The organism is Nostoc sp. NOS(2021), from assembly GCF_017115025.1.
GTDB lineage: Bacteria > Cyanobacteriota > Cyanobacteriia > Cyanobacteriales > Nostocaceae > Nostoc.
In genome coordinates, this window is record NZ_JABXKM010000270.1 from 1 (window position 1) to 21,993 (window position 21,993).

General features: G+C 43.7%; 18 protein-coding genes. 12 read left to right on the top strand and 6 right to left on the bottom strand.

Going from position 1 to position 21,993, the window contains the following annotated elements; all coding sequences use genetic code 11:
- The first annotated feature begins 149 nt into the window (after positions 1 to 149).
- Positions 150 to 329: a hypothetical protein gene (locus tag HWQ41_RS26960; protein ID WP_292769991.1), complete on the top strand. Its 180-nt coding sequence runs from the start codon at positions 150 to 152 to the stop codon at positions 327 to 329.
- A 69-nt stretch (positions 330 to 398) separates the two neighbouring features.
- On the opposite strand, the gene treZ is transcribed toward HWQ41_RS26960, so the two are convergent.
- The 4 genes from treZ to HWQ41_RS26980 form a co-directional block, all read right to left on the bottom strand.
- Complete coding sequence (treZ, locus tag HWQ41_RS26965; protein WP_292769993.1) at positions 399 to 2,246, bottom strand: malto-oligosyltrehalose trehalohydrolase; 1,848 nt, start codon at positions 2,244 to 2,246, stop codon at positions 399 to 401.
- Between the two features lie 565 nt (positions 2,247 to 2,811).
- Entirely contained in the window at positions 2,812 to 3,108 is a 297-nt protein-coding gene (locus HWQ41_RS26970) for a hypothetical protein (protein WP_292769995.1), read from the bottom strand.
- Between the two features lie 35 nt (positions 3,109 to 3,143).
- Positions 3,144 to 3,740, bottom strand: coding sequence for a DUF3177 family protein (locus HWQ41_RS26975; protein ID WP_292769996.1), 597 nt, complete (start codon positions 3,738 to 3,740; stop codon positions 3,144 to 3,146).
- A gap of 405 nt (positions 3,741 to 4,145) precedes the next feature.
- Complete coding sequence (locus tag HWQ41_RS26980) at positions 4,146 to 4,391, bottom strand: Calvin cycle protein CP12 (RefSeq protein WP_292769998.1); 246 nt, start codon at positions 4,389 to 4,391, stop codon at positions 4,146 to 4,148.
- A 374-nt stretch (positions 4,392 to 4,765) separates the two neighbouring features.
- On the opposite strand from HWQ41_RS26980, the gene HWQ41_RS26985 reads away from it, so the two are divergent.
- The 11 genes from HWQ41_RS26985 (at position 4,766) to HWQ41_RS27035 (ending at position 17,731) form a co-directional block, all read left to right on the top strand.
- Positions 4,766 to 6,022, top strand: a complete 1,257-nt coding sequence (locus HWQ41_RS26985) for an FIST N-terminal domain-containing protein (protein WP_292770000.1) — start codon at positions 4,766 to 4,768, stop codon at positions 6,020 to 6,022.
- A gap of 649 nt (positions 6,023 to 6,671) precedes the next feature.
- Positions 6,672 to 7,232, top strand: a complete 561-nt coding sequence (locus HWQ41_RS26990; protein WP_292770002.1) for a hypothetical protein — start codon at positions 6,672 to 6,674, stop codon at positions 7,230 to 7,232.
- A gap of 631 nt (positions 7,233 to 7,863) precedes the next feature.
- The gene (gene kdpA / locus HWQ41_RS26995; RefSeq protein WP_292770004.1) at positions 7,864 to 9,609 is read left to right on the top strand and encodes a potassium-transporting ATPase subunit KdpA; all 1,746 of its coding nucleotides are present in this window, start codon (positions 7,864 to 7,866) and stop codon (positions 9,607 to 9,609) included.
- A 61-nt stretch (positions 9,610 to 9,670) separates the two neighbouring features.
- Positions 9,671 to 11,812, top strand: coding sequence for a potassium-transporting ATPase subunit KdpB (gene kdpB, locus HWQ41_RS27000; RefSeq protein ID WP_292770006.1), 2,142 nt, complete (start codon positions 9,671 to 9,673; stop codon positions 11,810 to 11,812).
- 10 nt (positions 11,813 to 11,822) lie between these two features.
- The gene (locus HWQ41_RS27005; RefSeq protein WP_292770008.1) at positions 11,823 to 12,092 is read left to right on the top strand and encodes a potassium-transporting ATPase subunit F; all 270 of its coding nucleotides are present in this window, start codon (positions 11,823 to 11,825) and stop codon (positions 12,090 to 12,092) included.
- Entirely contained in the window at positions 12,092 to 12,730 is a 639-nt protein-coding gene (gene kdpC / locus HWQ41_RS27010; protein ID WP_292770010.1) for a K(+)-transporting ATPase subunit C, read from the top strand. Before HWQ41_RS27005 ends, kdpC begins: the two co-directional genes overlap by 1 nt.
- A gap of 357 nt (positions 12,731 to 13,087) precedes the next feature.
- Complete coding sequence (locus HWQ41_RS27015; RefSeq protein WP_292770012.1) at positions 13,088 to 13,453, top strand: TrkA C-terminal domain-containing protein; 366 nt, start codon at positions 13,088 to 13,090, stop codon at positions 13,451 to 13,453.
- A 104-nt stretch (positions 13,454 to 13,557) separates the two neighbouring features.
- Positions 13,558 to 13,956, top strand: a complete 399-nt coding sequence (locus HWQ41_RS27020; RefSeq protein ID WP_292770014.1) for a hypothetical protein — start codon at positions 13,558 to 13,560, stop codon at positions 13,954 to 13,956.
- Between the two features lie 41 nt (positions 13,957 to 13,997).
- The gene (gene kdpA / locus HWQ41_RS27025; protein ID WP_292770034.1) at positions 13,998 to 15,698 is read left to right on the top strand and encodes a potassium-transporting ATPase subunit KdpA; all 1,701 of its coding nucleotides are present in this window, start codon (positions 13,998 to 14,000) and stop codon (positions 15,696 to 15,698) included.
- A 184-nt stretch (positions 15,699 to 15,882) separates the two neighbouring features.
- Positions 15,883 to 16,137, top strand: coding sequence for a hypothetical protein (locus HWQ41_RS27030; protein WP_292770016.1), 255 nt, complete (start codon positions 15,883 to 15,885; stop codon positions 16,135 to 16,137).
- 133 nt (positions 16,138 to 16,270) lie between these two features.
- On the top strand, positions 16,271 to 17,731 hold the full coding sequence (locus HWQ41_RS27035) for a hypothetical protein (protein ID WP_292770018.1): 1,461 nt from the start codon (positions 16,271 to 16,273) through the stop codon (positions 17,729 to 17,731).
- Positions 17,732 to 18,104: 373 nt separating this feature from the next.
- Here the strand turns inward: HWQ41_RS27035 and HWQ41_RS27040 are convergent, their stop codons facing one another.
- Both HWQ41_RS27040 and HWQ41_RS27045 read right to left on the bottom strand, forming a co-directional pair.
- Positions 18,105 to 19,607 (bottom strand): HlyD family efflux transporter periplasmic adaptor subunit, encoded by a 1,503-nt coding sequence (locus HWQ41_RS27040; protein ID WP_292770020.1) that lies wholly within the window; start codon positions 19,605 to 19,607, stop codon positions 18,105 to 18,107.
- 32 nt (positions 19,608 to 19,639) lie between these two features.
- Positions 19,640 to 21,859 (bottom strand): peptidase domain-containing ABC transporter, encoded by a 2,220-nt coding sequence (locus HWQ41_RS27045; RefSeq protein ID WP_292770022.1) that lies wholly within the window; start codon positions 21,857 to 21,859, stop codon positions 19,640 to 19,642.
- Positions 21,860 to 21,993: the final 134 nt, after the last annotated feature.

The following is a 21,993-nucleotide window of genomic DNA, read 5'->3' on the forward strand; positions in this document are numbered from 1 at the left end:
GGGAACTAGATTTCCTGTTTCCCCCCTTTATAAGGGGGGATTAAGGGGGGTAATTTGACTTGTGTATACACCGTAGTCCGGCGGGGAGGGGTGCAATGACTATGGGAATCATAACTAATTAACCGGGCATGATATGAGGGAGTTTGAGCTTGAACGCTGAACCTCTGAGGGTGAACTTTGAACCTCTGAGCATGAACGTTGAACCTCTGAGGGTGAACGTTGAACCTCTGAGGGTGAACGTTGAACCTCTGAGCATGAAAGTTGCACCTTTGAGCTTGAAAGTTGCACCTTTGAGCTTGAAAGTTGCACCTTTGAGCCTGAAACTTTAAGTTCTAACTCTCCCCCTCATCTCGTTTATTTTTGAATTTTGAATTTTGAATTTTGAATTGTTAACTCCCTCATTCCCTTTCATAGAGGACTATACTAGTAGCTTTTACTCTCACTTCTTGCCCCACAGACAGATGTTCAGCAGCTTCAGAACCAGGCCCAGACCATGAGGTATCTGCTGAGTCTAATAGTTTGTTAGCATTATGCCCAATTGGCAGAGTAACTGTCACTGGAGACGAATTGAAATTCATCACAAATATTAATTCACTCGATTCGCACCAACGACGCACGATGACCAACTGCTTGTCTTCATCGCTAGTCGCTTGGATGGAGTTGCGGTCTTGATTCAAAAGTGCTGGATGCGTCTTGCGTAAATTAATTAACTGGCGATACCAATCCCACAGAACTTTGTGCTTGCCATTATTGCGTAATTCCCAATTGAGTTTAGAACTGAGGAAAGTTTCTACCGATTCGGGATCTGGGGGATCATCTGCATAGTGAAATGCTTCAAATTCTTGTTTGCGTCCGGCTCGAACTGCTTGAATTAAATCTGGATCGGAGTGACTGACAAAGTAAATGAAGGGTGCAGTTTCGCCGTATTCTTCTCCCATGAATAACAGGGGTAAGTAGGGCGACAGCAGCACAGCGCCGGCAGCTAACTTTAATCCTTCAAAAGAGATCCGCTGGCTGAGGCGTTCTCCTTTCATTTGATTGCCGATTTGATCGTGATTCTGAATGCAGACTGTAAACTGTGATAAAGAGCGATCGCGGCAAGATACGCCATGAAATCGTTTGCGATCGGGAGAGTACTTCCAATCGTAGACAAAACTATCATTATAAGCTTTTGCCAGATCAGCCAATTGCCCAAAATCTTGATAATATCCTTGGCGATCGCCTGTCAACAGTGTGTGCAATGCATGGTGAAAATCATCACTCCACTGGGCATCAAGACTGTATCCACCCAATTCTGCTGGACGAATTATTTGCGGATTATTCAGATCACTTTCGGCAATTAGGTGGCGTTTCCATCTTTGCCCTTGTTGTGAAAAATGATGAACCGCTTCCGCTAATTCCCACAAAAAATGCTTGGCTCCCAAGTCGTAAATTGCTTGAATCGCATCCAGCCGCAATGCATCAATGTGGAACTCGCGCAACCAATACAGCGCATTTTCGATGAAATAGTTTCGCACACCCTGACTATGGGCATCGTCGAAATTCAGCGCTTCGCCCCACGGCGTTTTATAGGTTTTAGTAAAGTAGGGGGCGAACTGACTCATATAATTGCCTTCTGGCCCAAAGTGGTTATACACCACATCCAGCACGACGGCGATATTGTGTTGGTGGCAAGCATTTACCAGTTGCTTAAGTTCGGCTGGGCTACCGTAGGAATTTTGGACAGCAAAGGGATAAACGCCATCATAGCCCCAGTTGCGGTATGCAAGAGTTGCCTCAACATGAGTGTCTCCCGGAAACTGAGCGATCGGCATGATTTCAATGGCATTAATTCCCAGTTCTCTGAGTTCTGGTAAGCGGGAAATGATCGCGGTAAAAGTTCCTTCAGGCGTGAATGTACCAACATGGAGTTCATAGAAAATCATTGACTCCACAGGAATGCCAGCCCATCCTTCATCCGTCCACTCAAATTCTTGATCGACAATTTGCGACGGCCCATGTACCCCTTCGGGTTGATACTGCGACGCCGGATCAGCAAAGGTGTCTTGGCCATTTAAGACATACCGATAAAGCGTACCTGGATACACATCGTTGACTTTCGTGTGCCAGTATCCCTGAGACTGAGGCTTGAGGGGAATTAACTGCTGTTCTGGCGTCAAAATTTGTACCGTGACGCTATCTAATAGCGGAGACCAAACTGTAAATTCACACTCTCCGTTACCCAAGTAGTTAGCACCAATTTTCACGCAGTATCCTCCCATCAGATCATGTGTTGTGCCGAATTGTGGCGCGATGGCGTACCCGCCCGCCGTAGGCGATCGTAAATGTCATTGATTGCACAATGTTTACAAACACGCCAGATAGCATAATGGTTGGTCTAGCAGACTTTTTGCTAGCACCTGGAGGCGGATTTTTTACCAGAACAAATTCTGTCTAATGACAAATTTAGTTGTGAGTGGAATGGCACTAAGTTAAGATATAGCCCTTACCCTGACTGGTGTCAGGGAGGCGGAGCCTCTTTTGAATACATTCCCAGTCTTAAGACCTACGGTGTACACACAAATCCTAAAAACCTAGCTTGATCAGGTTTTCCTCGTTCCCATACTCCGTATGGGAATGCATTCATTGAGTCTCTGACTCAATATCTAACTCAATATCTAACTGGAGGCAGCAGCCCTTAATCAGCCATTCTCATGCTCTGCATGGGAACGAGGAAACAATGGAAAATCGAGCTTTTTTCGACTTGTGTGTACACCGTAGGTCTTAAGACTAGGAACGAGGCGACACAAGAGACATGACTCTTGCCAATAGTTAGACTCCCACTTCTGATAATAGAGCTTCCATAGCTTCCCAAGAGAGTCCTTGTTGAATATAACGGGGTACTTCAGGATTGTAAGGACTGGCTACTCGGTCAATATTGAGGATGTTGGCCCCATCTGGTAGAACTGGTACATCTGCATCAAATACCGTTGGGCGCACCAAAGAACTGGAAAAGCCTTTGAAAACAGCAATTGTATCTTGCTCATCGGCAATTTCCACCGTTACAAGTAGAACTTCTTGGGGGCGTTTAGCGGTGTATTGTTCCAGTCGCTTGCCAATGGAATTCATTTTTTTTAGAGTAAGGTACGGTGGCGCGGCGACAGTTACTGTGGTGTGGCCGAGCGTCCCTGCTTGCCCAGCTTAATCAGAACAAAATAGCTTAAGTAAAGCAGATAAATTCCTAAACTAATTATGCCAAGAAAACCTAAGAACTCAGCCTTGCTATTAGCATGGAAATATTCTTTGAATAGCAACGGAGCCTCGAACCAGACGCGACAATAGGGAGTTTTCAGCACATTGCCAGAAAAAGCACAACCCAAAAAAGGGATAAAAGCTAGTGTACCCAAAATACAATAAACAGTTGTAGCCCAGCGCCAAGAGGTAAAAATAAATTTCAAAGAGCCACTGGTTTGATACTCAATTTCATCGTTGAGATCCACCCAGAACCACAGCGAAATCGGGATCAAAATCCGAGCCATCAACCCAGAGATAAAGCTAATTGGATACTGGGCAATCATTAAGTAAATCGTGATTGCCACCAGGCTTGATATTCGCCAGTATATAGTCAATAAGTGTTGTATGCTTTGTGCTTTTTGCACAAATGCCCAAATCAGAAGAATTAGCGGAATAATTACCAGGAATAATACTGCCAGTCGGTAATCAATCCAGACGAAAGGGCGAAACCAAATATTATAGTCCATAGTTTTTCTCAAAAGATAAAAAAGAATTCAGGAGTCAGAATTAATCAAGTGGGGTTTTATACCACTACCTGATTTTAGACCGCTTAATCAGGCAGGGGTATTAAACCCTTTTATTCAGGAGTCAGTCGGACTTCAATTCATGCTGAATTCTTCTTGATAATAGTTCAATAAAGCACAAAGCTCAGTAGTTAGTCTCAAGACTGCGCTCTAACTTCTTTCTGTAAGCAAGTGGCTCTCCAACTCATCCGATTTCACGAAATTCATACTACAAACAAATTTATAGGGGCGTACATATGTACGCCCCTACAGCCAATTCATTTGTTGTTTAATTTTTAGAACAGGTATTACAAGGTGAAGTCTTGTGAGTTGCTGACCAAAGGAACAGAAATTCACTTACCTCAATTTCTAGTCGTCGTAAACCCGGCATTCAATTGCATCTGGGTTGTCATCACAATACTGTTCTAGAGAGTTTTTTGGCTTGCTTTGGCGCTTGTGGGAAGCTTCGGCTTGCAATTCCTCTACTGCATCCCAAGCAGCAGCACACTCTGGTGAGTTACTACCGTTAATATCACAGACAGTACGCGCTTGTTCCACTTCTTCGTGGATTTTTTCTTGGATGTCGCTCTTTGCTGTTTCTTGGATGTTGGTCATTGCTTTAGTCTCGTTGTGTGTTGTTAATACTAGTATAGAAAAAGTTCACAAATGGCAGTTTTTGGCTTGATTACTAACCATTCTAACCATTTAGCTGATCATAAGTTAGTGTTTTAGCCGATTGATTTCTAACCCATACAGCAAACTGCTGCATCTATGATGCATTTACCTTTATTTTTTAAGATTTTGTGGAATCAGTACTACAGATAAATAATCATACAATATATTGAGATGCCATATATTAGGGAATAACAACCCCAGCTTCTTGGGATGCAGGAGACAAAGGGCTGGCGTCAATTCTTGTAAAATGCAATTCTTCCCAAAATAAAAAATCAAAACCTACTAGCCTAAAAAGAGAAAGAAGCTCAAAACTCATGGCAGACCAAATGCAGTGGGCAAACGCCCTATCAACCCGTCATTCTTTGGAAGCCGCAGTTACAGATGTGGTAGAACGAGCTGTCTCATCGTTAACAGCACCTGCGGATCTAGGACTGGTATTCATTTCGTCTGCTTTTACGAGTGAGTATTCGCGACTGTTACCCTTGTTAGCTGAGAAACTTTCTGTGCCAGTGCTAATTGGCTGTAGTGGTGGAGGTGTGATTGGGACGACAGTTAGCGGAGAAACTCATGAACTGGAAGCTGAACCAGCTATCAGCTTGACTTTAGCGCACCTTCCAGGAGTGAAGGTTCAAGTCTTTCATGTTGTTGCTGAAGAATTACCTGACTTAGACAGTTCACCAGATGCTTGGCTTGATTTGATCGGTGTGCCACCATCACCGACACCCCAGTTTATTTTGCTGTCTAGTTCTTTCGCCTCTGGAATCAACGATTTGTTGCAGGGGCTGGATTTTGCTTATCCAGGATCGGTGATTGTGGGGGGACAGGCTAGTGGTGGGGGTATGGGTGGTCGTGTTGCCCTATTTTGTAACGATGCTAGCGGTGAGGAACACCAAAGCCTGTATCGTGAGGGCACTGTTGGTATAGCTTTGACTGGCAATATTGTTTTGGAAACGATTGTCGCCCAAGGATGCCGACCGATAGGCAAACCATTGCAAGTCACAAAAGCCGATCGCAATATTATTCTGGAGTTAGATGAGAAAGTACCTCTGATGGTATTGCGAGATTTGATTGCTAGTCTCAGCGAACAAGAACGGACTTTAGCACAGCACTCTCTGTTTGTTGGTGTAGCAATGGATGAATTTAAGCTGGCTTTGCAGCAAGGAGACTTTTTAATTCGTGGTATTCTTGGGGTCGATCCAACAGCTGGGGCGATCGCAATTGGCGATCGTGTCCGTCCTGGTCAAAGGCTGCAATTCCACCTACGCGATGCCCAAGCCTCTGCCCAAGACTTAGAATTACTCCTGCAAAGCTATCAACACCAACGAGAATCTGAACCCTCTGCTGTCGCTGCCTTGATGTTTGCCTGTGTGGGGCGAGGTGAAAGACTGTATGGTAAACCCAACTTCGATTCTGAACTATTTCGGCGCTACCTCAACGATATTCCTGTAGGCGGCTTTTTCTGTGGCGGTGAAATCGGCCCTGTTGGTGGCAGAACCTTCTTACACGCCTACACTTCAGCATTTGGAATTTGTCGCCAAAATTCAGTTATGAATTATGAATTAGACTCCTGAACGGCAGTTGGTTTCATAGCGGGTTCTCCAAAGGAGTACAAGTCTCTTAACCCGTCCAACGCAGTGGCTTCCCCAAGGCACTGCCTCCTCCTGACTTTTGGGATTTCCCTGAAATAAATTATCTATATTCAGGGTGGGCAGGATGCCCACCCTGAATATGGGACGGGTGGGGACACCCATCCCACTAGAAAATTTGGAACGTTTTTTTATTTGGAAGTCCCCTAGTAGTAGTATTTTTGTTGGTTAGCGATCGCCTAAAATCTTGTCAATAAGTAGGCTATTGAGATGGAGACATTCTTCTTGACAAGATGCGTTTGCCCTGGTACACGTACACCTTTGTTCCAGTCTTCATCAAAACTTTATCAAATATATTTTTGATGTATGTATATTATTTAATAGTCAGTATTGATACTTAATTGCTATCAAATACGAAAGTTTTAGCGCCGAGGTAATCAGTAGTTTTACCAAGCTTGAGCGGCGACAGCAACTTAATAAGAATTGTGTTCTTTTGAATTGAAAAAGAGCTAGTTTTTGCATGGGTATTGACTAGAATTTTTCAGACGAAGCACATCTTATTTATTGTTTGATTGAACTTCATTCTTCAATATTGTTCCAACTTTCTCTACTTAGAGTTACAGGAGATTTTGTGATGAAAAAAAGCAGATATATTGCCAGTTTAATGATTAGTAGTTTGTTGGCACTGACCATTCCGAGTTTCATAAATCCGCACAAGGCTGATGCTAGCGATTCTTCGGAAAACCTATGTAGCCGAGCAGTCGTTGGCACATACCTCGCGACAGCTAACCAAACCAATTCGACTTCTGGTAAACCCTCATCATACCGCGAAATTATAACTCTTACCGCAGATGGCAATCTCATTGCCAATGACTCTAATGCTGGTGGTGTTCCGGGTTCATCCAACCCAAATAACCAACCCTTTGGTGTTGTACAAGGTAGCTGGAAATGTACTGGAAATAACAAGATTGTTGCTAAGGCATTTAATTTCAGTTTCCCATCAGGGTCATTAGCAGGCAACATTGTACTCACTGAATATCAATTGACGTTCAATCCGCGAACTGGAACAGTAAATGGAAACGGCAAGTTTAGCTTCTTTGGCTTAAACAGCAGTCCACTAGATCAAAATACTAAACCCCTTCCAGTTGCACCCTTTGAATTCAGCTACCAAGCGGTGAAAATTAAGGCTGACTAATCCTTTTTGACTGTTACGCTCCGCTAACACACCCTACAAGACTACTGAGATTTTTTCAAAAACAACAGGACTTACGCATCAAGTACGAAATGTAGGGGCAATTCATGAATTGCCCCTACGGTAAATCAAGGCTTTCACTGCCTTTTTGCGTAGTCTACTGAAGTAGACTTTGGCTATGAGCCTCTGAAATTCATTTCTGGGCGGGCGTGGAAGGCAATAGATAAGCGATTTCTAGCTGAAGTTGACACCAATGAGCAATGTTCCCTACGAGTGGTACACCAGTTCGCCCAAGTCGGGAGACCCGCCCACGCGACTGGCTCCTGTATTCCATGCAATTGAGAACCGCTATAGCTGTTTGTTTAGCATTTAGCTGTGCTTCTATATTTGCAGATATATATCGAGATAAACGCTCTGAAGACTTGTATATATAGACAAATATATTCCTTGTATAGGCTAGTTTAAATATTAAATTATACCTTGTGTTCTTTAAAAAAAAGCTCGATGATTGATTGAGGAAGCACATAGTTATAGGTTAGTTAATAATAATGGCGATATAGTTTTTTCTGATTTATCGCCAGAAAATATCTGATATTCATTTGAAATTTATTCATGTCGGAGTTCGACTAATTCAATGCTAGAAGGATGGATTCAAATTGCATTAACGCTACTAATTATAGTAGTGATAACTCCCTTCTTTGGGAAATACATGGCGCGTGTATTCCTAGAGCAAAGTACTTTTCTCGACCCAATTTTAAATCCGGTTGAGCGATTGCTTTATTCTTTGGTAGGCGTTAGAACCCAAGAAAATATGACGGGTTGGCAGTATGCGCGAGCAATTCTGTATAGCAACTTAGTCATGGGGTTACTGATTTTCTTTATCATCGCAAATCAGGGATGGCTACCGCTTAACCCGACCAAGATAGACGCCCCAACCTGGGACACCATAGTACACACTACGATTTCCTTCATTACCAATACCAACCAGCAGCACTATTCTGGTGAAACTTACTTGAGCTACGGTAGTCAAATGTTGGGGCTAGGCTACCACATGTTCACCTCTGCTGGCACTGGTTTGGCGGTAGGAATTGCTTTTATTCGGGGATTGACGGGTAGATCGTTGGGTAACTTTTATGTAGACCTAATTCGCTCGATTACCCGAATTTTGCTGCCTATTTGTATTGTGGGCGCGATCGCCTTGATGGCAGCTGGCGTTCCAGAAACACTGGCGGGTGCAGTTGTATTCCCTACCTTGGAAGATCCGAATATCAGTCAGGCGATCGCTCGTGGCCCCGTTGCCCATTTTGAAATTATCAAACAATTAGGAGAAAACGGCGGCGGCTTTTTTGCGATCAACTCGGCACACCCCTTTGAAAATCCCAGCGGATTTACTAACTTAATTCAGATCGTGGCAATGCTTTCGATTCCCACGTCCCTGATCTATACCTATGGCTTGTTTGCAAATAACACCAAACAAGCTTGGTTACTCTACGGCATGATCAGTGTAATTTTTGTCGGATTTCTGATTGTCACTGCCATTGGAGAATATAACGGCAATCCGGCTGTAAATACGCTTTTGGGCAGTCAGCAACCGAACCTAGAGGGTAAAGAAGTCCGCTTTGGTTGGGCAGAATCTGTATTATTTGCGGTAAGTACAACCGGAACCATGTGCGGCGCCGTCAACGGTTTCCACGACTCCTTCATGCCCGCCGGTGGTTTTATTTTTCTCTCTAATATGTTCCTGCAAATCATGTGGGGTGGACAGGGTACAGGAACAGCTTACTTGTTTGCCTATAGCATCCTGGCGGTATTCGTCACGGGTCTGATGGTGGGACGCACGCCAGAATTTCTGGGACGCAAGATTGAAAAGCGTGAGGTCGTGCTTGCTAGCTTCCTGATTTTGCTGGTTCACCCCATCGCCATTTTGATTCCCGCAGGAATCGCCTTAGCTTTTCCTGACCAATTGGCAGGGATTAGCAATCCCGGCTTTCACGGCTTTTCTCAGGTGATCTACGAATATGCTTCAGCTGCTGCTAACAACGGTTCTGGGTTTGAAGGTTTAGGCGATTCACAACCTTCTCCTTTTGCGATCGCTACAGGCGCCAAAACTACTGCAACCGCCCTCTGGTGGAACCTGAGTACCTGCTTCAGTTTACTGGCAGGACGCTATATTCCGATCATCGGTTTGCTGTTGTTAGCAGATAGTATGTCTCGCAAGCAAGCTGTTCCCTACACAACTGGTACATTGCGAACCGATACCGGACTATTTACAGGCGTCACCGCAGGCGTGATTTTAATCTTGGGCGCACTTACATTCTTCCCAGTATTAGCATTAGGCCCCATCGGTGAAGCCTTCTTCATCTCCAAAGGCATCGGCTGAGAGAATTTTGGATTTTAGATTTTAGATTTTGGATTCAGTCAGATTGCTCTGATATTAATGTATGCCAACTACTACTGATTCTCGTTCGCCCCGTATTCCATCTGGAACTCGTGACTCGCGCAAGCACACCCCCAAAGCCGATTTGCAGGGACTTTACCAGAGAGCAATTCGTGAGTCATTTGTCAAGCTCGATCCTCGAATTACTGTAAAAAACCCAGTTATGTTTGTTGTTTGGGTGGGGACAATTGTCACCTTCCTTGTTACCCTTAACCCAAATCTGTTTGGCACAATCCAGGCAGATATGAACCAACAACGCCTGTTAAACGGGTTGATTACCTTCATTCTTTTTTTCACACTCGTTTTTGCCAACTTTGCCGAAGCCGTAGCTGAAGGACGCGGCAAAGCACAGGCTGATTCACTAAGATCGACGCGATCGGATACGATCGCTAACAAAATCCTCCCCGATGGTTCTATAGAACAAGTCAATTCCACAGAACTGCGACGGGGCGATTTAGTCCAGGTGATTGCAAATAACATGATTCCCGCCGATGGGGATGTCATTAAAGGCATTGGCTCAGTGGATGAGTCTGCGATTACTGGGGAATCTGCCCCTGTACTCAAGCAACCAGGTACAGATATTGCCAGTTCGGTGACAGGAGGCACACGCCTACTCTCCGACGAGTTGACAATTCGCATTAGTGCTGACCCTGGTCAAGGTTTTATCGATCGCATGATTGCCCTGGTAGAAGGGGCACAACGCACCAAGACTCCCAATGAAATTGCTTTAACGGTATTGTTGGCAGTGTTAACACAGGTATTCCTGATTGTAGTGTCAACAATCCCTCCCTTCGTTGGCTACATTGCCAGCTTTATCAGTACGGCGTTTGGGGCTGAGGCGGGAAACAGTTTGCGTGCGGGTGCTAGCGTTGCGATTCTGATCTCGCTACTGGTAGCTTTGATTCCGACAACTATTGGTGGTTTACTCAGTGCGATCGGTATCGCTGGGATGGACAGGGTTGCCCAATTTAATGTCATCGCTACCTCTGGTCGAGCAGTAGAAGCCTGTGGCGACATCAACACCCTAGTGCTGGATAAGACAGGTACGATCACCTTGGGGAACCGGATGGCTGATGAGTTTATTCCTCTGAATAATCACTCACTAAAAGACGTGGCACAAATTTCCCTCGCTGCTAGCTTATTTGACGAAACGCCAGAGGGTAAATCCATTGTAGTTTTAGCAGAAAAGTCCCAAGCTGCGGTGGACTTTAACATCGACAAAGCCGAAGGTGTAGAATTTTCCGCAAAAACCCGGATGAGCGGCACAAATCTACCCAATGGTAAACAAATTCGTAAAGGAGCAGTGGATGCCATTAAAGGGTTTGTCCGTTCCCGTGGCGGCCAGGTTCCTGATGATACAGACGCAGCTTATGAGCGAGTTTCCCGGTTAGGAGGTACGCCTTTAGCTGTCTGCCAAGATCACGAGATTTATGGTGTCATCTACCTCAAAGATATTGTGAAACCTGGTCTGCGGGAACGATTTGACCAACTCCGGCGTATGGGTGTTCGCACCGTCATGCTCACAGGTGACAATCGGATTACCGCTTCGGTGATTGCCGAAGAGGCTGGGGTGGATGATTTCATTGCCGAAGCGACTCCAGAAGACAAAATTGAGGTGATTCGCGCCGAACAATCTCAGGGTAAACTGGTGGCAATGACCGGAGATGGTACTAACGATGCACCTGCTTTAGCTCAAGCAAACGTGGGTGTGGCGATGAATTCTGGGACACAAGCTGCCAAAGAAGCTGCTAATATGGTGGATTTAGACTCTGACCCCACAAAGCTAATTGACCTAGTAACCATAGGTAAACAGTTGCTGATTACTCGTGGAGCATTGACAACATTCTCGATCGCTAACGATATCGCTAAGTATTTTGCGATCATTCCCACTATCTTTGCAGCTGCTGGAATCGGGGCACTTAATATTATGGGATTAAAGAGTGCCCAATCTGCGATCATCTCGGCGCTGATTTACAACGCCTTGATTATTCCGGCATTAATTCCGCTAGCACTCAAAGGGGTAAAGTTCTTGCCTTTAACCGCAGATCAACTCCTACGTCGCAACATCTTGATTTATGGCCTTGGTGGCATCATTGCTCCCTTCATTGCCATCAAACTGATAGATATTATCTTACCTTTGTCTTAATTCACTAACTATGAAAGCCGTTCAGAACCGACGCACTATCGCTGCATCCCAAGTATTAGAAGAAATAACTGAAATCTGGTGTCAATGGCGTAGACAAAAGCTGCCACTGTATTTGTTCTTGGCGATGTGTTTCAACCTAGTGGTTGCACCTCTGGTCTATGCAGCTACTGGTGAACAACTTTCCCGCAGTCAATCTTGGGGATTGGGGCTGTTAGGAATAGTGACGCTAGGGCTTTCCATCTATTTATTTTTTGTCATGTTTGTACCGGAGAAATTCTAATGAGTTTTGCACGTGAAGCTAGCAGAGCTATTCGTTCTACCTTGGTACTTTGGGTCATCGGCGCAATTATTTATCCTTTTGCGATGATTGTGATTGGGCAGATTGTGTTTCCGTTTCAAGCAAACGGTAGTCTACTGAAAAATAGCGCCGGTCAAGTTGTGGGTTCTGCCTTAATTGGTCAACCTTTTACTAGCGATCGCTATTTTAACAGTCGTCCCAGTACCACCAGTTACAGCACAGCTGATCCCAAAAAGGACGATGGGGGAGTTTTGAAAACTGGGGTTTCCGGTGCTAGTAACTTAGCTCCCAGTAATCCCGCCTTACTGGAACGCATCAAAGGTAAAGATGACCCCGACCCCAGCAAAAAAATTGAAGGTGACTTGAATCGTCTGAAAAAAGCAGGTGTGCAGCCGACTGGCGATCTACTCTACACCTCTGGTTCCAGCCTTGATCCTCACATTACCCCCGAAGCTGCGATCGCGCAAATTGCACGAGTGGCAAAGGCGCGAGGATTTCAGCCGAACCAACTGGAAACTTTGATTGCTCAAAACACCGATGGTCGCTTTCTCGGCATCTTTGGTGAGCCTGGGGTTAATGTGTTGAAGCTGAATTTAGCTCTGGATCAGATTAAGGCTTAACAATTCAAAGAAAATCGGCGGGAATCCCACCTCTTCAAGGGGTGTCCGGGATAGCTGCCCGCCGATTTAGTCATTAGTCATTAGTCATTTGTCATTGGTACTGATGAGTTAAAATTCCAAATTAAAATCGAAAGGCTGAGATTCCCGACTTCTTGAAGAAGTCGGGAATCTTGTTATACACGAATGATTAAGTAGGGCTATATCAAAGCTATATCTCTAAATATATGCCTCCAAAGCTAATCAATAAACATATATTTTATTTGTTTAATACATTTTATATATCCTGAAAATATATCTAATAAAAAAAATTTTGTCTGTAAAATATTGCACAATACTATTAGAGTTAAAAAATGTTTCGTGTTAAAAAATAAAAAAGCTTTAGAACCAAGCCTGTTTGGTGTTTTAATCCAAGCTAATAGCGTTTACTGTGGCATTCATTTAACTGAAATTCAGTTACCCGATCAATGCGTTTTTCTAGGAATTTTACGAGAAAGTCAAGTCATTTCAGCAACAGATAATCCCCCAATTTTTGCTGGAGACTACATCTTAGCGATCGCAACCCATCCCATGATGGTTCCCGCTCTCAAAGTCACTCTCAAGAAAATTCACTCTGTTTACTACTCCCTCAACTATTGCTTACTGGAAGCTCGACCAACAGCCAGCCAATCTGTTGATTCAGATGATTCAGAGGTAATAACTAGTTTCAATTCCACATATTATTAGACAGATGAACATTTACTTATTCTCTGCTCATGCTATCTTCTGAAGATGTTTAATTGTAGATGACCTTTACTGAATATGAGTTCGACTAACTAAAGGTTTTTAATATGCATAATTCGGAGCTTTTCCGACTTGATGTATCCACCCAAAAAAGTGTTCATCAATCCACCTTGATTGAAGCTAACCTAGCTAAGGCAATACATAATGATCCAAAACCACATCAGGGAGACGTTCCCTTTGTAGCAGTATTTTTGGCTCACATTTCCTTCATGATTGTTTGGGGAATCGTCGTTTTTCTTGTTTCATCTGTCTGCAAAGCAGTAGAAGATCCCCCAGAAAATGCGGTACAAGATAAAGACGAAACAGTAAGCATCAAACATTTACGGCAACATCCCTGTAAAAACTGCCAATTTTTTAACAACAACCATTATCTAAAGTGTGCAGTACACCCTTCCATTGCTCTAACTAAACAAGCACTCAATTGCTCTGAATACATGCCTAAATAGGTGAATTTCTCGGCGATCGCTTTATGCCAAGCTTCCCAATTATGCTCCAAGGCTTTGTGCAAATCTTCCTTACCCTATTCCTGGTTGTAATGTTAGTGCCAATCGTAGGACACTACCTAGCTGAAGTCTTTTTCATGCACAAAACCTGGCTCGATCCAGTGATGAACCCATTGGAGCGCTTAATTTATCTCCTCATCGGTATTGAATCGCAAAAGAGCATGACTGGAAGAGAATATGCGATCGCTGTTCTACTCAGCAATACAGCAATGGCAATTTTGGCGCTACTACTGCTGGGATTTCAAAGCTTACTACCGTTGAATCCTACCAATTTAGGGATGCCCACTTGGGACACAGCATTACACACTACCATTTCGTTCTTAGTTGCTGCTGATTTGCAACACTATGTACCAGAAAGCACAATGTCGTATCTGAGCCAGATCACAGCCTTGGGCTTTTTAATGTTTGTTGCACCTGCTACGGGATTAGCGGTGGGAATTGCCTTCATTCGCGGCTTAACAGGTAGACCTTTGGGCAACTTTTATGTGGATTTGACTCGCTCGATGACGCGAGTCCTGGTACCCTTGGCTATTGTCAGTACGGTGTTGTTGATGTTGGGTGGTGTACCCGAAACCCTGGCCGGGCCTGTAAATTTTACCACCTTAGAGGGAGCAACTCAGGCGATCGCTCGTGGGCCAATTGCCCACTTTGAAAGCATCAAAATGCTGGGTGAGAACGGTGGAGCCTTCTTTGGTGGCAACTCGGCTCATCCTTTTGAAAATCCTAATGGCGGTACAAATTTGCTGCAAGTGGTGACAATGTTACTGATTCCCACGGCATTACTTCATACCTACGGTATCTTCATCGGTAACTTAAAACAGAGTCGCCGACTATTGTGGATGGTGTTCGCGATTTTTGTAGTCTTAATTGGCGTGACTGCGATCGGGGAGTATCAAGGCAATCCCGCCGTCAATGCCCTGTTGGGTAGTCAGCAGCCCAATTTGGAAGGTAAAGAAGTCCGGTTGGGCTGGGCGGAAACTGCGTTATTCGCCATCACCACAACAGCAACCATGACTGGTTCTGCTAACGGAATGTTCGACTCGCTGATGCCATCCGGTGGATTTTGTGCTTTGCTCAATCTGTTTTTGCAAGTAATCTGGGGAGCAATGGGCACTGGGGCAGCTTCTTTGGTGGTGTATATGTTTTTGGCAGTGTTCCTGACTGGCTTAATGGTGGGACGAACCCCAGAGTTTTTGGGACGAAAAATCGAGAAACGGGAAATTACCCTAGCAAGTGTAATTATTCTGATCCACCCGCTATTGATTTTGCTGCCCAGTGCTATTACCCTAGCTTTTCCTGACCAACTTGCAGGTATGAGTAATCCTGGCTTTCATGGTTTTACGCAGGTGATTTATGAGTATGCATCGGCGGCGGCGGGTAACGGCTCTGGTTTTGAAGGCTTGGCAGACACCCAACCCGCCCCGACTGCTTTGTGGTGGAACCTGACAACAGCATTTACTCTCTGGATGGGACGGTTTATTCCGATCATTGCTTTGTTGCTACTAGCTGATAGCCTGTCGTGCAAGCAACCCGTACCTACTTCAATCGCAACCCTAAATACAGATACCCAACTATTTACCAGCATCACTGCCGCCACCATTTTGATTTTGGGAGCATTGACATTTTTTCCTGTTTTGGTTCTAGGGCCTGTTGCTGAAGCCTTCCAAATCGCCATAGGAAGATAACCTTTAATTCCTCACCGAATTTTAGATTTTGGATTTTGAATCTTCAATTCAAAAAACAACTACATCCAGGGTCATAATTCTGTTACTCTCTGCGAAACAGTATTACCAAATGGAATAATATCAGATCGCTGCAATCAGCCACCCAATAGCTAAAAAAATAAAGTTTTTCATCAGGAATAAATTAATGGCACAGTCCAATTATGAAGATAAAAATAGCTTTCTCTACCCTCGCAGTAGCTACTACGGTCAAGTTAAGCCAAAGAGCCTAGTATTTAATGCCAATCTCCAAGAATTTACTCAAAGAATTAGCTACATCACTAGTTTAGAAACTGGGGGAAAAATATCTTCAGAAGAAGCTTTCAGTCAAATTGAAGCACTCTGGAAACAGTTGGAGCGTAGTAAAAAGAAGCTGGGAATCGGTAGCGATATATCAGTTTAAGTTAGTTGACTAATCCTGATGAGAGTGCAACAAAAGCGATGCATTCAGAACTGTTTCGGTGATTGGTAGGTTGAGGACATTTAAACAGAGTTTGAAGTTTTGAAACTTCATTTGATATACCTGAACACATTTTATGAAACAAAAAGAGACGATATTTGTTATTCCGACTCATCGACTGAGAGATGTAGCACAGACCATCGAAAAGTATGATGAGAATTTCTGGGCAAATGGTCATGCTTTAAAAATTATCGTCTTTGATGATTCCAGCATTGCCAACCACGAGAAATATTATCCGATTTTAGAACAGACTAAGACTGTCAATGATGTGTTTTATGTCGGGCCCCAACAGAAAGAAGAATTTATTACATTTTTAAATGAAAGACTGCGCGATCGCAAGCTGGAATCACTAGTTAAAAACTTATTTCGACCTAGTTATGGAGGAAATCGCAACTTCACGCTGATGTATACCCTTGGTCATTTAATGGTTAGTGCAGATGACGATATGCGACCAGATGCATTAATTGAAACTAGCCCAGAATCTTTAACAGGCCATGAAATATGTCGAGGTAAATTAATCAAGTCCAATCAACAAGGCGGCTACGTCCATAAATCTTTTGACTTACTCACAGCTTTTGGTGATGTTCTAGGTCAAAAAGCCAGCCATGTACCGGAAAACTTCGAGGCTGGAGAATTGGTTGTTGATACAGCAATGGATTTAGAAACTAATACGACTAAGGGTTACTTTCGGGAAAACAGCCTCTTATTACAAGAGGGGAGAGTATTGAATAATGCGATCGTTAAGATTGCCCAGACTTTTCGCACAGGAACTAATGATATCGATACACTTGATTTTATTCAGATGTATCTCAATGATGAAAACCAAATTAATCCAAATGACCTGAATGATTTTTATATTCTTACCAATTTTCGACCTGTCATTACTAACAAAAACTGGAGAATGGATTGTGGAGTCGCTGGATATGATAATCAGCTAGGGTTGCCACCATTTTTTCCAACTCGGCTGAGGTTTGAAGATTATATCTACAGAATTTGGATACAGCAAGAGGGGATTGTGGCTGCACACGTTGATGCTGTCCAAAACCACATTAGAAATAACTACATGCGTAATCCTCTCGCTAGTGAACTCTTTAATGAGGAAATATGTAGTCTACTGAAAAAGAAGATTAAAAGCAGTGTTTATCATCTTGATGATCTGGGAATCAAGTTTGATTACTCTGGCGAGGTGACGTTGCTAGACTCGGAAGAAATCCTGGAAAAAATCTCTGCTATCCACAGCCAGGTAGTCAAAGCCTCAATGTCTACCCAGAATGAAGAACGTAAGCAGTCCCTGCAATTATTTGCTGAGAACTTATCGAGAGTATTTTATGGGTTTGAACCAGACTTTTTTCAGCAAAACGTTTCCAGAATTATCGATGATGTCATTAGCCAATTTCACGGTTCTCTAGAAATATGGCCAACTCTAGTGGAAATCTGTTACTTTTACAAAGATAAAAAGGATTTACCGCAAATCAGGGTGAAGAATAAGAAGGTCAAGTCCAGAAATGGCGCGAAATCTAGCGAAATTATCGTATAAAAGATGTCCCAATGTGCGATCATTTCGGCGCTGATTTACAATGTCCTGATTATTCTGGTACTGATTTGGCTAGCACTCAAACGGGCGAAGTTTTTACCTTTAACAGCAGATTAACTACTACTTTGCCAAGCTAGTAATGAAGGGTTTGTAGTATAGCGGTTCTCCGACCTTGTGAAGTAGAAGAACCCCACCCCCAACCCCCTCCCCGCAAGCGAGGAGGGGGCTATGATGTAATACGGTTCGGTTAAGCATTTTTTTCTTCCCTCTGTGCCCTCTGCGCCTCTGTGGTTCGTTTTCTAGGATAATTTATTTCTTGGAACTTGCTTACCCATCAATTGAAACTAATCTGTTTTTTGATATTCCTCAGAAAACATTAGAAATCTGCAATTAGTCGCGCCTTCCTAAGAAAGAATTGCAGTACAGTCTCTTCGCGGGAAATTATATCAACCCTGCCCTCCATTCCTAATTGAATGTGACACTGATTTTGACCTTTACCTAAAATCAGATTTTCTGGTTCAATGGTCACTTCGTAGTAACTACCAGCCGTTGGTGCTTGCCGAGTAACAGACGTGTCATTAGATGAATTGCTATTATTCTTTTGGGGAGTAATTGCATCTGGAGAAATCGCCTGCACTTTGCCCTTGAGCGTGCCATAATCTGGGTAAGGACAAGCGCTGACCCGCATTTGGACTTTTTGACCAATTTTTAACTTGTTCTTATCTTCAGATGCCACTGCTGCTTTTAAAACCTGAGCGACATCGCTAGGAACAATTTGCACCACTTCCTCGCTAGCACGCAGGGTTTGACCGGAGTTTCGGAGATTGAGTTGAGAAATAATCCCATCAGCAGTAGCTGTAATGGTGGTTTGACTTAAGTCTATTTCTATCTGTTTAAGTTCGCTGGTATCCAGTTCTAGCTGTTTTTCAAGTTCAATTTTTTGTTTAACTAAGGCTTGGCGATCCTTTTCTAAAGTTGCTTTGTTGCTTTCTCCTGCGGCTTTTTCTTGGGCGATGCGCTCAGTAGCAATAGCAACTTCAGCATTACTGGGGTTGAGGGCAATTTGGGCGCGTTCTCGTCTTGCTACAGTAGCAGATAGTGCTTGTTGTAACCGTTCAATTGTTTGTTTTTGGGCCTCAACGGCGCCTCTTTGCCCTTCCACTGATTGTTGTTGCTGTTTCACAAGCAGTTGTGCTTCTTCAAATTGGTCTTTAGATAGGGCACCGACTGCGGCTACGCCCTGATAACGGTTTTCTTTCGATGTGGCTGCACCCAAAGCCGCTTCGGCGGCACGGAGATTTGCTTGTGCTGTTTTTAACTGTTCCTTACCTATCTGCAATTCTCTTTCAGAAATTCTGATATTGGCATCAGCTTCTTCCAACTCGGAAACAGTAGTAATTTTTTTATCTTGATATTGTCGGTAGCGACCGCTCAATTCGGCTTGGGCACCTGTAATAATCCGGTGAATGCGGTCGGTTTCGGCGCGAATCTGGCTGTTGAAGGCTTGAATCTGGGCATAGGTTTGCACCAGTTGTAATTTACCTTGTTGGATATTAGTTTGCAGTTGACTTTTTTTAGTTTGCAGACGGGAATCGTCAATGGTTGCGATCGCATCTCCCTTTTTAACAACTTGATTTTGTTTGACATAAATATGCATTACTTGACCTTCGGTTGTGGCTTGCACAACCCGCAATTCACCGATTGGACGAACAACCGCCTGTCCTTTAACTGTGACTTTATATTTAGCGATCGCTGCAACTGGAATTGCTAAACTGAGAATGCCAAGGATAATCATGCCGCCAAAGCTAGTCCAACGACTAATTGGTGGTAAAAATTCGTTTGTTTGAATTGGGGATACAAAATCTGTCTTGCTAACCATAGTTTAGTGCAGTGTTAAAGATAAAATATCATTTAATTAATGGCAGCCGGCTTGTTGTTAAGGTAAGAACTAGAAGCTGCGATCGCTAAATCATTTTTTGATGTCACAATATCATCTAAGAAATTTAAATGGTCGCCTTTGATTTGACGCAACTCTTCTGGTGTACCTTGAATTTGTAAGCGTCCAAGTTCTAGCATGACAATCCAATCGGCTCGCTGGATGACTTTTGGACGGTGACTAATCATAATAGTAGTTTTACCCTGGCGATGGTAAAGCAATTGATCTAGTACTTGGGCTTCGCTTACCGAGTCGAGGGCACTTGTCGATTCGTCTAAAATCAGAATCGGGGGTTGAGTAACTATTGCCCTTGCGATCGCTAATCTTTGCCGTTGTCCCCCAGAAAGATTCGCACCAAATTCTCCTAAAATAGTTTGATATTTATCGGGCAGTTTGCTGATAAACTCATCTGCACCGGCAATCTGACAAGCTTCAACAATACTTTCAAAACTAATGTCAGGATAGCTGAAGCGGAAATTATCGATAATTGAACGACTCCAAAAATGTGGTTCTTGGGGAATTAACACTACCTGTTGTCGCAGACATTCTAAAGACAAATCTTGCTGGTTGTAAAGACCATAACGAATATTACCCGACTGGCTTTTGTATAAACCAGTAATTAATTTAGCTAGGCTACTCTTCCCGCACCCAGATTTACCAATCAAAGCAATTACTTGACTACCGCGAATAGTTAGGGAAAAATCTGACAATAGATCAACTCTACCTGCGTGGTGGAAGTTGAGGTGAGTACAGGTAATCTCTGCATCCCCAGGAATTTGTGCCCAAGGCTTTTTAAAATCATTTTCATCTTCTGGAGTCGCATTAATGACTTCCGTTAAGCGTTGAATGACTATTTGAGCGGTAATAAATTGATCAAGTAAGCCAATGGCAGAACCGAGAAAGCCGAGAAAGTTACCACTCAGTCCGTTATACGCGATTAATTGCCCGATACTTAGAGTCTGATTAATTACTAAGCTGCTACCTATCCAGAGGACACCAATATTAATGAAAGTGGAAAGAACACCGACGAGGGTGCTGCTGTAAAGTCCTAATTTCATCGTAGTCCAAGCCAAGTTAGCCAGCCGACCGTAATTCCCTTGGTACTCTTCCCAAGCTTGGGGTGTAGCTTGGGTAGTTTTTAACACTTGGACACCACGAAAGGTTTCCACGAGAAAGCCTTGGTTTTCTGTACCCAAAACAATCATATTGCGGGTTTGCTGGCGGATAGCTGGCAAAAACAGCAGACTCACAGCCGTAATCACGATAAAAGCGGCGATGGAAGCTAAAGTCAGTTCCCAACTGTAAAACAGCATCAAAGCTAAGGAAACTACAGCAATAAAAAATTGGCTGGGTAAACCGAGGACAATTTGAGAAACAAGATTATTGATGGCATGAACATCAGAAATCCGGCTAACAACTTCTCCACTGCGTCGGGCTTCAAAGTAGGAGAGAGGCAAATGTAGCAGTTTGCGTCCATATTCCAAAATTAGCCCTAATTGTAATCTTTGACCAAAGTGACCAATTAGATGAGATTGCACTAAGCCAATCACACTTCTAATCAGGTTCATAGCTATCACCCCAATTGCTACAGTGGTTAGCAGTTGGGTATCTCCTCGCACTAACACATCATCCGTCAGCAGTTGCATCATAAACGGAGTAGCCAAAGAAAGGATTCCAATGGCGATGTTGATAGCGATCGCTTGGGCAATAATAAAACGATAGGGATAAACTCGTTGGATATAACGCCCAAGACCACCGATTTGATCAGACTCTTGGTGATAAAAGCGACTATCATCAGGAGCGAGAAGCAACATCACGCCATTAGCCCAACCCGGCATTAATTCTTGACGGCTGAGATAGCGGATGCCAAGACCAGGGTCGGCAATTACGTATTTTTTGCCTTTTTGACCGTATAATACTACCCAGTGGTTGCCTTTCCAGTGAATGATGGCTGGTAGGCATATTTGGTGCAATTGGTCGATGAGTTGGGGAGTGGCTTTGACTTGGCGGGCATTAAATCCCAGTGTTTCCGCTCCCCGCTTCAAGCCCAATAAGGACGTGCCTCGCGAACCGGTACTTACCGCTTCCCGGACGCGGTTGAGGGTAAAGGTGCGTCCGTAATGTTTGGCGATTGTGGCAATGCAAGCAGCACCACAGTCTTCTTCACTCTGTTGAAGAACAATCTGGTATTTCATTTTCAAGTGCAATTATTGGCCAGAAAATAAAGTCGGGTCAAATGACCCGACTTAATTGAGCGTTTGGCTTGTCAGTTCAGAGTTTTGACAGCTTGGCTGACGCGCTAAAAAGTTATTTGCGCTTGCCTTGTAAC